The following is a 15,469-nucleotide window of genomic DNA, read 5'->3' on the forward strand; positions in this document are numbered from 1 at the left end:
AATATAATGGATTGATATATTGACAAAGAAAGCGTTATCATGTAGAATATATGTGTATATTAATAACAAAAGATAAAAGGAGGCAGACGATGAGAGCTTACTCTAAGGAATTATTTTCTAAGAAGAATAGATATTCAATTAGAAAATTGACAGTAGGTGCGGCGTCAGTTATCGTAGGAATTTCTCTATTTTCAGGTGGAACAGTATTAGCAGAGGGAACAGCACTTGCCGATACTCCTGTTGAGACGATAGAAAACAATGATGTTAGCAATACAAATGAAGGAGTTGTGGATCAAGATAGCTCCCAAACAGACGAGGTAGTTGCTACGGATATAGAAGCTGCGCGGACGGAATTGAATTTTGCCCAGTCAGAATCTCAAGAAGTCGCTGCGGAATGGACGCCAACTTCTACACCGGCTGGTACAGTTGAGGTCGTAGAAGAAGAAGGAATTCGTTACAACCGCTTGTCCTCAGTTGAGGGTCAGGACAATTCGACAAATATCGGAACATTTGAAAATCCGGACTTGAAGATGAATGCAGATGGCAGTGCGGAGGTATCATTGTCATTTGTAGAACGCTCTGAACCAGCACAGGCTCGCTTTGGTATCTATCTTAACCATACTGATCAGAATAAGCATGTTTTAGTTGGTTATGATAAAGATGGTTGGTTCTGGGAGTACAAGTCTCCAAGTGCAAGTACTTGGTACCAAGGTCAACGGGTACCGGCTCCTGAAAGAAATGTTCTCTATGATTTAAGTGTCAATTTAACACCTACTGGTGAGATTTCGGCATCCATTCTTTCGGATTCCATGACCGAGGCACAGGAATTGTTTGCGGCTCAGCAAATTCCCGAAGCAGCTTGGAATGATTTAAAGAATACCTTATCAGCTAAATTAAAAGTTACTAGTCGTAATACTGATCGTACAGTGGTGGATATCGTTGCTAAAAACCAAGAAGGAGTTTCAGAAACAGCTAGCCAGCCAACAACGAATGCCACAACTGGTACAGGAGAGACGAATACACCTACGCCAACCGAAATCCAACCAGACTGGAGATCTACTTCAGCTATCAAAGGAACAGTTGCCATTAAGGAAGAAGGTGGAGTTCGTTACAATGCACTTTCTTCAACGACTCAAAACAATAATGGAGATAGCATTGCCATCTTTGAAAAAGCTGGATTGGAAGCTAGTCCAGAAGGCAATGTCAATCTAAACTTGGAGTTTGTAGAGCGTTCTGAAAACAACCAAGGCCGTTTTGGAGTCTTTGTCAAATACAAAGATGTTAACAACTTCCTCTTTGTTGGATATGATAATTTAGGATGGTTCTGGGAGTACAAGGTTAACGGTACAGGAAACTGGCTACGTGAACGGACAGTCACTACATCTCCTGTAAAAGATAGTAAAAATACTCTATCGATTTCTTACAAATCAGATGGGCAGTTGAATGCTACAAACAATGATGTACAGTTGTTTGATACACTAAACTTGGAAACAGCTGTGAAAGAAGCCTTGTCAGCTGAAAAACGAGTTGCTTTGAAATTAGGTACATTTGGTCAGCAATTAACCAAGGTTGATATAAAAGCAGATGACCAAACAGGTGTGACCCCTGCAGATGAAAAAGAAGAAACACCTACAACAGCTTTTGTTGTCAATGATGCGGCAGTTGCCTATGATGAACTCAATTCAGGTGAATTGACTGCCAAGATTGACCGGGCATTCCCACGAGTTAGAGAATATACCTTCAACGGGAACAAGGTATTTGGACAAGTCCATTCTCTCAATTCACTACGCATCAACAATGTGAAAGTGACGCCAACCGTTACCTATAACAAAGTTGACGACAAGACCGCTCACTATGTTTTGGATGTTGTGGATGAAGCTAACAAAATCAACGCTTCTATCAAGGTTCAAATCAAGGTAGAAGGTAAAGAACTTCACTTTGATGTTTTGGAAGTTAATAACCGCAACCAAGTGACCTATGGAGCAGAGATTGATGATGTTGCCAAGTTGATCCAAACCATTGCTTTTGATGAAAATAATTTGGTTTCAGTCGCTAGCCATCAAACCGATGCAAAATTTGATGGAAGCCGCATGTCGACCCACACCCATCGTACAGGTGATGAGCATATTCAATTGCAAGATGGTGTGAATTACCAACGTCAAGGATACATGTATGGCTTTGTTTCAACAGATCAATTTGCGGCAGCAGTTTGGAGTAATTCACAAAATAGCTATGGTGGTGGTGCAAGTGACTTTACACGCTTGACAACAAATAGCCACCGATATACTGTTGATGGTGAAACTGGTGTTCATCTAGGAATTGCTTCCTCTCCATGGAGATGGGAGGGAGCCCACAACGGTGTCGTTTATCCAGAATATACTCTCGAATTGCCAAGTGCAAAAGTAGTTTTTGCAGCTGATGCAAACAATGATAATAAGGTAGACTGGCAAGATGGGGCTATAGCTTACCGTGACATCATGAACAATCCAAAAGGGCATGAATATGTACCGGAACTGGTAGCTTACCGTATCGCTATGAACTTTGGATCACAGGCTCAAAACCCATTCTTGATGACCTTGGATGGTATTAAGAAAATTGCCCTTCATACAGATGGCTTGGGACAAAGTATCCTCTTGAAAGGTTATGGTAGTGAAGGTCATGACTCTGGACACTTGAATTATGCAGATATTGGTAAACGTATCGGTGGCACAGAAGACTTCAAGACCTTGATTGAAAAATCACAACCATATGGTGCAAAACTAGGTATTCACGTCAATGCATCTGAAACCTATCCAGAATCCCAATACTTCTCTGAAGAGATTCTTCGTCGTCAGGCAAATGGTGACTACGCCTATGGTTGGAACTGGATTGATCAAGGTATCAACATCAGTGGTCATTATGATTTGGCCCACAACCGTTTGAAACGTTGGGAAGATTTGAAGAAAGAACTGGGTGACGGATTAGACTTTATCTATGTCGATGTGTGGGGTAATGGTCAGTCTGGTGGCGAAAATGCTTGGGAAACTCATGTTCTTGCCAAAGAAATCAATATGCAGGGTTGGAGAAATGCCTTTGAATGGGGTTATGCAGGTGAGTATGACTCGACCTTCCAACACTGGGCAGCAGATTTGACCTACGGTGGCTTTACTCTGAAAGGTATCAACTCAAACATCGCTCGCTTTATCCGTAACCACCAAAAAGATTCATGGGTTGGTGACTACCCAGCTTACGGTGGCGCAGCCAACTATCCATTGCTTGGTGGCTACGATATGAAAGACTTCGAAGGTTGGCAAGGACGTAGCGACTACAATGGCTACATTACCAACTTGTTTGCCAACAACCTGATGACCAAGTATATCCAACACTTCCAAGTAACCAACTGGAAGAATGGTGACCCTGTTCGTATGACGGACAACGGTGAAACCTATACTTGGACGCCAGAGATGGAAATCACTTTGAAAGACAAGTCTGACAATACCTTGGTCTTGACCCGTAAGTCAAATGATGTTAACAATGCTGGCTACCGTCAACGGACAGTAACCTTGAATGGTCGTACGATTCAAGATGGAGCAGCTTACTTGGTGCCTTGGAACTGGGATGCGAATGGTAATGACCTGACTAGTGACAAACACAAAATGTACTACTTCAACGAAGAAGCAGGTGCCACAACTTGGACCCTTCCTTCAGATTGGACTGGTAATAAGGTTTATCTCTACAAACTTACTGAGCTAGGTAAGACAGATGTTCAAGAATTGGCAGTAACCAATGGTCAAATTACCATTCAAGCGGATGCAAATGTGCCGTATGTCCTCTATAAATCACCACAGACAAATCCAGAGATGTCCTGGAGTGACGGCATGCATATCTATGACCAAGGCTTTAACTCAGGTAAGCTAGACCATTGGACAATTGATGGTGATACTAGCAAGGCTACTTTGGTCAAATCCCAAGGTGCCAACGATATGCTCCGTATCCAAGGCAATACATCCAAAGTTAGTCTCAGTCAAAAATTGACTGGCCTGAAACCAAATACCAGCTATGCAGCTTATGTAGGGGTAGACAACCGCAGTACAGCAAAAGCTAGCATTACGGTCAATACAGGCAGTTCAGAAGTTACAAACTATACAAATGAGTCTATTGCTCTGAACTATGTAAAAGCCTATGCTCATAATACATTGCAACAAAACGCAACGGTTGATAATACAAGTTACTTCCAAAACATGTATGTCTTCTTCACAACTGGAGACAATGTGGATAATGTACACTTGACCCTATCTCGTGATGCAGATGCGGCAGCAACTTATTTTGATGAAATTCGTGTCTTTGAAAATGATTCAACCATGTTTGCAGGTGGTCACAATACAACTGCTGGTACCTTCAAGCAAAACTTTGAGAGTGTTCCGCAAGGTATTTTCCCATTTGTTATCGGTGGTATTGAACGAGTTGAGGACAACCGTACCCACCTTGCAGAGAAACATGCTCCATATACTCAGCGTGGCTGGAATGGTAAGAAGGTGGACGATGTCATTGAAGGTACTTGGTCACTCAAGACAAATGGTCTGACAGCTCGCAATAGCATTGTTTACCAAACTATTCCTCAAAACTTCCGCTTTGAAGCTGGCAAGGCCTATCGTGTAAGCTTTGATTATGAAGCTGGTTCCAATGGAACTTATGCCTTTGCTATCGGTGAAGGACGTTATAACAATGATGCTGGTAGCCTAACGCTGAATCCATTGAACAATTCATGGGAAGATAGTGATAAGGCTAAGAAAGCAAGCTTCTTAGTTACAGGTGCAGAGTCTGGCAATACTTGGGTTGGTATTTTCTCAACTCGCCGTGGTGGTGATACTAAGGGAGATACTGGTGGAAATGCCAACTTCCGAGGCTACAATGACTTTATGCTAGATAATCTGGTGATTGAAGAAGTTACCTTGACTGGTCACTTGTTGACAACGGATTACTATAACTTGAATACTCCAGTCTTGAATGAAAACTATACTCAAGCAAGTTTGGCACCGTACAAAGAAGCTTTGTTAGCAGTGTCTGCAGCTCCTGAGGATATTAGTATCGAAGATGCTCGTACCTTGATTGCTACTGCCAATACAGCCCGTCAAAATCTTCAAGTGAAGAAAACAGCAATCACAAATGAAGATATTGGCTTGGCTCAGGCTAGTGCTCAAGAAGGTGAAGAAATAGCTAAAGCCTTTGACGGCAATCCGTCTACTATCTGGCACACACCATGGAATGGCCGTCATATTAATGAGCCAGCGACAGTGAACCTTCGTAGACCAGTTGACATTCAACGCTTTGAATATGTGCCAAGACAATCAGGCCGCAACGGTATCTTGAAAGCATTGACATTGGTGATTACTGATGATCAAAACGTGGAACATACCTTTACTGGTGCGGATTGGCCAGCAACAAGTGCTACTAAGACAATTGATTTCGGTAAGACAATTAAGGCTAAGAAGATTGTGATTACAGGTACTGCCTCATACGGTGATACTGCAGATCAATTTATGTCTGCTGCTGAATTCCGTTTCTTGACACCTGTTCAGGAAGAAGCCACCCTTGATAAGGCACCTTATGAAGCAGCCCTTGCGGCCGCACGTTCAGCAGGTAAGACAGCTCTTGTCAAAGAAGTGGAAGACTTTATGGCTTCTGTCGAAGCTGCAAATCTTTTGACAGCAAATATCTTAGATGCTACAGTTGCTCTCTTGAATGCTACTGAAACACCTGAAAACCCAGGCAATACGACAGGTACTACTACCGAAACGCCTGAAAATCCAGGGAATACAACAGAAACTCCAACACCAGATAATGGAGAAACACCAGTTGATAAGCCGACAGAGACAGTTGTTAATACAGAAAATCTTGAGGTAGCAATTGCCAAAGCAGAGGCTTTAGACCAAGCTGCATATTCAGCGGAGGATTTAGCAGTTCTAACGGAATTACTTGAAAATGCTTTAGCAACCCTAGAGTCAACTAGTCAAGAATTGGTAGACGATGCTACTCAGATGTTGAATGACTGGCTAGCTAGCCACACTTCTCAACCAGCACCTGAGACACCTAAACCAGGCACAGGTGAGAAGCCAGTTGATGCTCCAGTCAAACAAGATGAGGATATCGTCACTGCTAAAGGAGAAAGTACCAAAGTAGATCCTCTTCCGTTAGGGGAATTGCCACCGCTTGTGATTGCAAAAGGTGATAGTGTTAAAGCAGAACCATTACCTGCTTTCGATGGAGGCTTAGTTCCTAACTATGCACCTACAGCAGCCGCTCTTCATAGTATTGATCCTGCAAGCTTGGCGAAAGAAACTGCTAGTCCAAAACCAGCAAAAGCTACTTCAGCTACTTTACCGCAAACAGGTGAAACAACTGAACAAGGTCTTCTCCTAGCAGCTGGTTTGGTAGGTCTAATGGCTATGGCGGCTCGCAGAAGACGATTTGAGTAGCCATTTCAGAATAACATAGCTTGTTCTCCAAATACATTAGAGGTGGGTCTCGGACCTGCCTCTTTTGTATTGTTTATCGAAGCTTTTCGCAAACTTATAGTAAAATGGAATTAGAAACAGGACACGTCTAAGTTTATAGATTTGAAAATTCTAATATCTAAAAATGCGAAGTAGTGGTGCTCTATCTGCATCTGCGTCGCCTAGTCTGATTTTGATTTTCATTGAGTACTACTTGCCCGTCAATGTTCGCTTTATGAAAAAATTTGTTAGATAGGCTATAATATGTCTAGTAGTAAGGAGCAGAAAGGAGTTTCCATGTTAATTTTTCCCCTAATCAATGATTTATCTCGAAAAATTATTCATGTTGACATGGATGCTTTTTTTGCTGCTATAGAGGTCAGAGACAATCCTGCTTTGAAAGGCAAGCCAGTTGTTATCGGGGCAGATCCGCGACTGTCTGGCGGTCGTGGAGTGGTATCTACCTGTAGCTACGAGGCGCGTGCCTTTGGCATTCATTCGGCCATGTCCTCCAAGGAGGCTTATGAACGCTGCCCGCAAGCCGTCTTCATTTCTGGAAATTATGAAAAATACCAGGAAGTAGGGCGACAGGTCAGGGAAATTTTCCATCGCTATACCGACTTGGTGGAACCGATGTCCATTGATGAGGCCTATCTAGATGTGACAGAAAACAAGCTGGGATTAAGCTCGGCAGTCAAAATTGCCAAACTCATACAATACGACATCTGGAATGAACTACATTTGACCGCTTCTGCTGGGGTTTCTTATAATAAATTTCTAGCCAAAATCGCCTCGGATATGGAAAAACCGCATGGCCTGACCCTGATTTTGCCTGAAGATGCGGTTGAAGTATTGGCTTCTCTGCCTGTTGAAAAATTCCACGGAGTCGGAAAGAAAACGGTCGAACGCCTACAGGATATGGGAGTTTACACAGGCAAGGATTTACTAGACGTGCCAGAAATGGTCTTGATCGATCGCTTTGGGCGCTTTGGTTATGATTTGTATCGGAAGGCTAGGGGCATTTCGAATAGTCCCGTGAAAACCAATCGGGTGCGCAAGTCTATCGGTAAGGAAAGGACCTATCGCAAGCTCCTCTATCGTGATGAAGATGTCTTGAAAGAGCTAGTCAGCCTCTGTCAACGGGTGGCCGCCAGCTTAGAGCGAAATGAGAAACAAGGGCGAACCATTGTCCTGAAAATCCGCTATGGGGATTTTTCAACCCTGACCAAGCGACATAGTTTGGAAGAACCGACCAATCAAGCTCAAGTAATAGAGAAAGAAATCCGTCAGCTTTTTGAAGAAGTTGGACGGGCTGAGAAAGGTGTTCGCTTGTTAGGAGTGACCGTTACCAATTTTATGGAAGGAGAAAGTAAAATTGCAAATTTCGAGTAGATTTACCATTGCCAGTCACATTTTGGTCTTGCTAGCCTTGGAGGGAGAAAAGGAAAAACAGACCAGTACTAGCATTGCAGGCAGTGTAGGGGTTAATCCTGTCATCATCCGCAATATTCTGGCTCAGTTGAAAGAGGCTGGTTTGGTTCAGGTGGCGCGTGGTGTAGGTGGTGCACGTTTGGCCCAAGCTCCAGACAAGATTACCCTCCTTCATGTCTATCAGGCAGTGGAGTTATTTGGAGAAAAGGGGAAACTTTTTGGTTTTCATGAACAACCCAATCCAGCCTGTCAGGTTGGCCGCAATATCCATCCCCTGCTAGATAGCCGTTTGGAAAATGCCCAGTCAGCTCTGGAAAGAGAGTTGGGACAAACAACCATTGCTGATTTATTGGCAGAATTATAGATATTCAATCATCCTCGTGATGATTTTTTTAAATTTTTAAGTTGTAACATTTGACATTACAACGAACATGGTATAAACTAATTGTTGTAAACAAAAATATTACAACAAAGCAAGTGAGGTAAACAATATGAAAATCGCCATTATCGCAGCAAACGGTCAAGCAGGTCAAGTCATTGCCAAAGAAGCAGTAGAACGTGGTCATCTGGTGACGGCCATTGTCCGCTCTGAAAACAAGAGTGCAGCCCAAGAAGTCATTCAAAAAGATGCTTTTGCACTTACCAAGGAAGACTTAGCGGGCTTTGATGTGGTTGTCAACGTCTTTGGTGCTTGGACACCGGAAACGCTACCAGATCACAGCCGTCTAGCTAGCCACTTGACAGACTTGCTTGCAGGGACATCCACTCGCCTCTTGATTGTCGGTGGTGCAGGTAGCCTCTACCTGGATCAGAGCCAAACAACTATGCTCAAGGATGCACCAGACTTCCCAGCGGACTACCTACCAGTCGCAGAGGCCATGGGCGCAGGTCTTGCCCTCTACCGTCAGGCGACAGCGGTCAACTGGACCTATATCAGCCCGGCCGCTGATTTTGATGCAGAAGGTCAAAAAGCAGGTGCTTACACCCTTGCTGGCGAGGTTTTCCAGGTCAATGCCCAAGGTGAAAGCTATATTAGTTATGTAGACTATGCTGTGGTCTTAGTAGACATTGCCGAAAAAGGTGGCTACCAGCAAGAACGTATTTCGGTATTTGCATCATAAAATAGAAGAAAAGGTAGTTCCCCTCGTGGAATTATCTTTTTTATTTTCAGTTTATATAGTATAATAATATGTACAAAAACATAAAGGAGTTCCCTATGATTCACTTGATTTGTCCCAATCCAGCCCTAGACCGTACGCTTCTTGTGGAGAAGATAGAAAAGAACATTCCCCTACGTCCGTCAGAAGTCAGAGATTATCCAGGAGGTAAGAGTTTCAACGTAGCCTATGCCCTTCGAGAAAATGGTGTGACAGACTACACTATCCATACCATTTTAGGTGGGCAGATAGGTCGTTATATCCAAGACCTCAATGTCCAAAAGGGAAATCAACTGCAGGTTGTTGAAAATGATCAGAACACAAGAACCTGCAATATTTACGTAGAAACCAGCACAGGCGATGTCGTTCTCTTCTATGAAAAAGGCTTTGAACTGACAGAGGACCTGCTTGACCAATTTACCCAGCAGATAGAAAATAGCCTAGAGGCTGGCGATATCCTAGTCTTTTCAGGCAGTCTCATGAAGGGCATGCCGGTTGATTATATTCAGCGATTTATTGAAAAATACCCAGAGGTCTTGACCATTGTGGATACCAGTGGACCAGCCTTACAAGCTGCCTATCAAGCTCGCCCAGCCGTGATTAAAATCAATAATGAGGAACTCAAGGACATCTATCCAGAGCTGGATGAAGAAAGTACAGAGGATATTTTGCGGATACTAAAAGAAGTAACGCCGCATGAGAATATCATCATTACCATGGGTGGAAAGGGAAGTTTGGCAAAGATTGGCCAGCGTTTCTTCTGTATCCAGTCGCCCAAGAAAGAAATACGCAATCCCATTGCGGCAGGAGATTTCTACCTAGGCTTGCTAGTTAAGGGGATCAGCCAAGGACAAGCACCTGAAATTTTCTTGAAAGAGGCAGCAGCCTTTGCGACCGCCAACTGTCTTAACTATTTCCCAGAGGTTGAAGCAGAGCAGTTTGCGGAGATGCTAGAAAAAGTAATTCTGGAACAACTGTAGATATGCGCAAAACAAGCAAGTTTGACGCCTCCATGTCTTAAAAAGTTTTCTCTAGGAATTGAGATTATTTTTCTTACAGTCTATTGACAAAGGGGTGTTTATAGGTTAATATAAACATATACGAAAGCGTTTACAAAATTGGTTGTCCTACCAAGGTCTTTAAAAGTAGAAAGGAAAAAGGGATGAAAAAATTACTGAAGTTTTTAGCAATTGCTTTTGTAGGTTTGTTTCTGGTAGCTTGTGGAAAAGCGACAGAAAATTCCAGCAGCGGTTCTGACTCAGGATCAGGAAAAACTTACGAAGTCGGTGTTGCTATTTACAAATTTGATGACAACTTCATGACCCTCTATCGTGAAGAGTTAGATGCCTATTTCAAACAATTGAGTGAAAAAACTGGCAACAAGTATGTTTTGGATATCCAAGACGGCAAGCAAGACCAAGCTACCCAAACAGAGCAAATCAATACCTTTATTGCACAAGGTAAAGATGTTATCCTTGCTAACCTAGTTGACCCAACCGCTGCAGGTTCCATCATCAACTCAGCAAAATCTGCCAATATTCCGGTTGTATTTATCAACCGTGAACCAGAAGTAGCTGAATTGGAAATCTGGCCAGGTAAAACTACATATGTAGGTGCAGATGCTACTCAATCTGGTACCTATCAGGGTGAAATTATTGCAGCAACTGAGAGCAAGGGTGATATCAACGGCGATGGTAAAGTTCAATACATTACCCTCTTTGGTGACCCAGCAAACGTTGATGCTCAACAACGGACAACTTACTCAGTAAAAGCGCTTGACGATGCAGGTATCAAACGTGAAGCCTTGGCTGAACCTTACCTTGCAAACTGGGATACAGCGAAAGGTCAAGAAGTGACAGCAGCTGCATTGGAACAATTTGGTGACAAATTGGAAGTAGTTTTTGCCAACAACGACGGTATGGCAGTTGGTGCGGTAACAGCGATTAAGGCTGCAGGTCGTACTGTTGGTAAAGACATCTTGGTTGTTGGTGTAGACGCTATTCCAGATGCCATGGAACTTCTTGCTAAAGGTGAATTGACTGGTACTGTATTGAATGACCACTTCAACCAATCTCACACAGCAGCAAACGTTGCAGTTGAGTTGATGGAAGGCAAAGATGTTTCTCCATACTACTGGGTAAACTATGTCAAAGTAACCTCAGCAGCAGATGCAGAACTAAAAGAAGCAGAAGCTAAGAAAGAAACAATCGAAGAAATTAAAAAACGTTACGCAGAACGTGAAAATAACTAAGAAGGACTTAAATAGATACTCGATAATCCAAGCAAGTTCTAATACTTGTAAAGAATGCAGGTCTTAGAGATAGTCTGATCTTGCTAATTAGAGAGTGCAATCAATTTTGCCAAACGACAAGTGCGTTCTCACTATGCCAAATCCCCAGGGAAGAATGGTGATTGTGCGCATAGTGAGAACTTATTTTTTGCAAAAAGAAAGAGAGCGGGGAGAATGTGTGAATATATTTTAGAAATGAAACATATTACCAAGACATTTCCAGGTGTTAAGGCCTTGGACGATGTGACTTTTAAACTTCGTCCTGGTACAGTTCATGCTCTGATGGGAGAGAACGGAGCTGGGAAATCCACCCTCATGAAGTGTTTGTTTGGAATTTACCATCGGGACCAAGGGACTATTATCTTTGATGGCAAGGAAGTAGACTTCAAAGATTCCAAGGAGGCAATTGATGCAGGTGTTTCCATGATCCATCAGGAGCTTCAACCTATTCGCATGATGACCATTGCTGAAAATGTCTTTCTGGGGAATTATCCCCTTGGGAAGTTTAATCTGGTGGACCATGCCAAGATGAATCAGGATACCAAGGTTCTCTTAGAAGAAGTGGGTCTTTATGTAGATCCTCGCACCTTGCTGGATGCTTTGACCGTATCGCAGATGCAATCAGTAGAGATTGCTAAGGCCATTTCCCACAATGCCAAGGTGGTAATCATGGATGAACCAACTTCCTCACTGACCAGCTCAGAAGTGGAAAAATTATTTGAAATCATTGCCCAACTAAAAGCGAAAAATATTGGTATCATCTATATTTCCCATAAAATGGATGAGATTCTTCGGATCTCAGATGACATTACCGTCATGCGCGATGGTCAGTATGTTGGTACCTGGCCAGCAGCAGAAATGACCACTGCCAAAATCATTCAAGCCATGGTGGGACGGGAATTGACCAGTCTCTTCCCAGAGAAAACCAACAAGGTTGAAGAGGAAATTGTTCTTCGTTTGGAAGGCATGACATCGCCCAACCATCTTTCCTTTAAGCAAGCTAGTTTTGAATTGAAAAAAGGCGAGGTCCTCGGAATCGGTGGCTTGGTCGGTGCCCAGAGGACAGAGTTGATGGAGGCTCTTTATGGTATTCGTGCCTTAAAACAAGGGAAGATTTTCATCAAGGGCAAGGAAGTTAAAATCAAAAATCCTGCGGCAGCCATTGCCAATAAGATTGCCCTGGTGACAGAAGATCGGCGCTATAATGGTATTTTTGGGGTTCTGTCTGTATCTGATAATGCCTCGGTGGCATCTTTAAATCAGTATCTAGGTGCCTTTGGCCTTTTAGACGATCAGAAAATCAAAAAAGTGGTGGACCATAATGTGGAACGTCTGCGCGTGAAAACACCGACCACTAAAACCCATATCGAAAGTCTTTCAGGAGGAAACCAACAGAAAGTTATCCTGGCACGCTGGTTGGCCAATGATCCAGACATTCTCATCTTGGATGAACCAACTCGAGGGATTGACGTTGGGGCCAAGTATGAGATTTATCAAATCATTAACAATCTAGCTGCTGAAGGCAAATCCATTATCATGATTACATCTGAAATGTCTGAATTGTTGGGCGTTTCAGATCGAATCATGGTCATGTGTGAAGGACGGATTTCTGGTTTCTTGGATAAGGAAGAAGCTACTCAGGAATCTGTCATGAAGCTAGCTACCAAATTTATGACTGGCAATCAAGGAGGAGATGACAATGCCTAAACTAGCGACAAGAGCTGATCAAAACTTTCATCTAGGAGAGTTCCTAACCAAGAACTCCATGTATATCGTAGTTGCGGCTATGATTTTATATACTGGACTGACCCAGGATAATTTCTTTACCCTTGGGAATGCGGCCAACATTATGGCTAACACCTCTGTCCGCTTTATCATTGCTCTGGGGGTATCAGGCTGCTTGATTATCCGTGGTACTGACCTATCAGCTGGTCGGATTGTGGGCTTGACAGCCATTATCACAGCAACCTTGGTGCAACGTCCTGACTTTGCCCAAAAATTCTTCCCAGACCTACCTGACATGCCGATTTTCGTCCCGCTTTTAGCAGCTCTAGCTGTCGGTGCTCTGCTGGGCTTGCTCAATGGTGCTATCATTTCCTTCCTCAGCGTGCCGCCATTTTTGGCGACCTTGGGAACCCAGATTATGACCTACGGTTTTGTCTTGATTTATTCCCAATCCAAGCCAATCGGTACCTTTAAGGATGAATTCGTAGCTATCGGTCAAGGTAAGTTGTTTGGTTTTATTCCTTATATCACTATCATAGCAGCCCTAGTTGGTCTGGCCATGTGGGTGCTTTATAATAAAACCCGCTATGGTAAGTACATGTATGCCATCGGTGGTAATGAAAATGCCGCAGAAGTTTCTGGTGTCAATGTTCGCTTGTCTAAAATCAAGATTTTCCTACTCGCAGGTTTGCTTTATGGTCTAGCAGGTTTCTTGCTTTCTGCCAAGACAGGCTCAGCTGGTGCTGGTGCTGGTATGGGTTATGAGTTGGATGCTATTGCCTCTGCGACAATCGGTGGTGTATCAACTGCCGGTGGTCAGGGTACTGTTCCGGGTATTCTCCTAGGGGTCTTCGTCTTTGAATTGCTCAAAGTCTGCTTGACCTACTTGGGAGTAACGCCAGATATGACCAACGTGATTCAAGGGATCGTCATCGTTGTAGCTGTGGCCCTCGATATTCGGAAGACTCTGGTTAAGAAATAAGACAGGCTTGCTTGTCAGACCAGAACGAAACGCACTCTATAAGCCCAACTTATAGCAAGAAAAACCATAAGATATTGTTATATAAAATTAACCAAAATTGCTTGAAATATTTGGTATATGTTTATATAATGATGGTGTAATTATTGAGTGGGAATAGCTAAATAGGGCAGTTTGTTTAACTACTTCTTCTCAGTAAGTCAACAGTTGTATGTGGAGATAAGTATTCATGTACTGAATTTTTGATTATAGAAAAAGGAAGGTGACTACTATGTCAACAAAGAAAACATATCTTTTGAGAAAAACCTCAATCGGTTTGGTATCATTGGCAACCTTTGCTTTAGTGGGTACAACTGTATCTGCTAATGAGATTGGTGCTGCATCAGCTCATGGTACAGGTGCGACAGCTGACCCAATTCCAGCGCTCAACCTAAACAATGGTGAATTAACAGCAAAAGGTAGCGGTGTGTTGAACTCTGACTATAAACCAGCTTTGGACCCAAGTACAGTAGAGATTACCAAGCATGGTGAAGGCGCTGTTGCAGAAGTTCCAGAAGTGAAACTCGCTTTTGAAAATGGTCAACCAGTTCTTTACTCAAATGGCACAGGTACTACAGCAACAGCAGAACTTCCAGCCTTGGACCCAAGTACAGTAGACATTACAAAACATGGCGAAGGTGTTACAGCTCCTGTCCTAGATGAAGTCGCTATTGCTTTGGACGAAAATGGTTTGTACTTCAAGAATGTTCCAACTGCAGCATCGACTGCGGAGGCGCTTCCAGAAGTGCAATTAGGTGGTAAAGATGGAGAATTCTATCTTTATGCTAAAGGTACAGGCGTGACAACAGAACTTCCAACAAGCGAAGGTGCTGTAGAAACTGCCAAAGGTGAAGGAGCTAAAATTGAAGAATTGTTGGCTGCTACTATTGGTAAGGACGAGCTTGGAGAATACCTCTTCTCTAAAGGTGCTAGTGTAACAGCGGCTGCCCTTCCTTTGGGAGAACTGCCAGCTCTTGAAACTGCCAAAGGTGAAAGCGTTAAAGCTGCGGCTTTACCAAAAATCGACCCAGCAACCGTTAAAGCAACTGAAACAAAAGCTGCAGAGAAAAAAGCATCATCAGAAAAACTTCCAGAAACTGGTGAAGTAATGACAGTTCTTTCACTTGTAGGCGGTCTAGGTCTCCTTGGCTCAGCAGCGATGTTGAAGAAAAGAAAATAATCTACATACACATACAAAAAGGACCGTATAGGTCCTTTTTGTATGTGTATTTTCAGCAAAACAGGAAATTTTTTGTATACATTTTCAAAAATTGACATGAAGAAAAACATAAAAAAATACACTAAAATCCTTGACAAAAATATTGGGGGGGGGGGGTTTAATAAGTTTAATATTTGAATTTATATGGTAATGGTT

Annotated in this window: 9 protein-coding genes; all 9 read left to right on the forward strand. The window is 42.9% G+C overall.

Features of this window, described 5'->3' with window-relative positions; translation table 11 throughout:
* Positions 1-89 precede the first annotated feature (89 nt).
* A complete protein-coding gene (locus RFK25_RS07875; RefSeq protein ID WP_332412804.1) occupies positions 90-6,455 on the forward strand; it encodes an endo-alpha-N-acetylgalactosaminidase family protein in 6,366 nt (2,121 codons plus the stop codon).
* Positions 6,456-6,770: 315 nt separating this feature from the next.
* Positions 6,771-7,865, forward strand: a complete 1,095-nt coding sequence (dinB, locus tag RFK25_RS07880; protein ID WP_332412806.1) for a DNA polymerase IV — start codon at positions 6,771-6,773, stop codon at positions 7,863-7,865.
* Complete coding sequence (locus RFK25_RS07885) at positions 7,849-8,268, forward strand: Rrf2 family transcriptional regulator (protein ID WP_332412808.1); 420 nt, start codon at positions 7,849-7,851, stop codon at positions 8,266-8,268. Before dinB ends, RFK25_RS07885 begins: the two co-directional genes overlap by 17 nt.
* Before the next feature lie 127 nt (positions 8,269-8,395).
* Positions 8,396-9,025, forward strand: coding sequence for an NAD(P)-dependent oxidoreductase (locus RFK25_RS07890; protein ID WP_332412810.1), 630 nt, complete (start codon positions 8,396-8,398; stop codon positions 9,023-9,025).
* 95 nt (positions 9,026-9,120) lie between these two features.
* On the forward strand, positions 9,121-10,041 hold the full coding sequence (locus RFK25_RS07895; RefSeq protein WP_332412811.1) for a 1-phosphofructokinase family hexose kinase: 921 nt from the start codon (positions 9,121-9,123) through the stop codon (positions 10,039-10,041).
* A 182-nt stretch (positions 10,042-10,223) separates the two neighbouring features.
* A complete protein-coding gene (locus tag RFK25_RS07900) occupies positions 10,224-11,312 on the forward strand; it encodes a galactose ABC transporter substrate-binding protein (RefSeq protein ID WP_332412813.1) in 1,089 nt (362 codons plus the stop codon).
* Positions 11,313-11,546: 234 nt separating this feature from the next.
* Positions 11,547-13,058, forward strand: coding sequence for a sugar ABC transporter ATP-binding protein (locus RFK25_RS07905; RefSeq protein ID WP_332412814.1), 1,512 nt, complete (start codon positions 11,547-11,549; stop codon positions 13,056-13,058).
* The gene (locus tag RFK25_RS07910; protein ID WP_172023075.1) at positions 13,051-14,058 is read left to right on the forward strand and encodes an ABC transporter permease subunit; all 1,008 of its coding nucleotides are present in this window, start codon (positions 13,051-13,053) and stop codon (positions 14,056-14,058) included. Before RFK25_RS07905 ends, RFK25_RS07910 begins: the two co-directional genes overlap by 8 nt.
* Positions 14,059-14,326: 268 nt before the next feature.
* Positions 14,327-15,274: an LPXTG cell wall anchor domain-containing protein gene (locus tag RFK25_RS07915; RefSeq protein ID WP_332412817.1), complete on the forward strand. Its 948-nt coding sequence runs from the start codon at positions 14,327-14,329 to the stop codon at positions 15,272-15,274.
* Positions 15,275-15,469 lie beyond the last annotated feature (195 nt).

Origin of the sequence: Streptococcus sp. SS-4456, assembly GCF_036680365.1 — a bacterium.
In the GTDB taxonomy this organism is placed as follows: Bacteria; Bacillota; Bacilli; order Lactobacillales; family Streptococcaceae; genus Streptococcus.

Coding starts and splice junctions, on each gene's coding strand:
- RFK25_RS07875 (WP_332412804.1), top strand. CDS start 90: ATGAGAGCTTACTCTAAGGAATTATTTTCTAAGAAGAATAGATATTCA.
- dinB (WP_332412806.1), top strand. CDS start 6,771: ATGTTAATTTTTCCCCTAATCAATGATTTATCTCGAAAAATTATTCAT.
- RFK25_RS07890 (WP_332412810.1), top strand. CDS start 8,396: ATGAAAATCGCCATTATCGCAGCAAACGGTCAAGCAGGTCAAGTCATT.
- RFK25_RS07895 (WP_332412811.1), top strand. CDS start 9,121: ATGATTCACTTGATTTGTCCCAATCCAGCCCTAGACCGTACGCTTCTT.
- RFK25_RS07900 (WP_332412813.1), top strand. CDS start 10,224: ATGAAAAAATTACTGAAGTTTTTAGCAATTGCTTTTGTAGGTTTGTTT.
- RFK25_RS07905 (WP_332412814.1), top strand. CDS start 11,547: ATGAAACATATTACCAAGACATTTCCAGGTGTTAAGGCCTTGGACGAT.
- RFK25_RS07910 (WP_172023075.1), top strand. CDS start 13,051: ATGCCTAAACTAGCGACAAGAGCTGATCAAAACTTTCATCTAGGAGAG.
- RFK25_RS07915 (WP_332412817.1), top strand. CDS start 14,327: ATGTCAACAAAGAAAACATATCTTTTGAGAAAAACCTCAATCGGTTTG.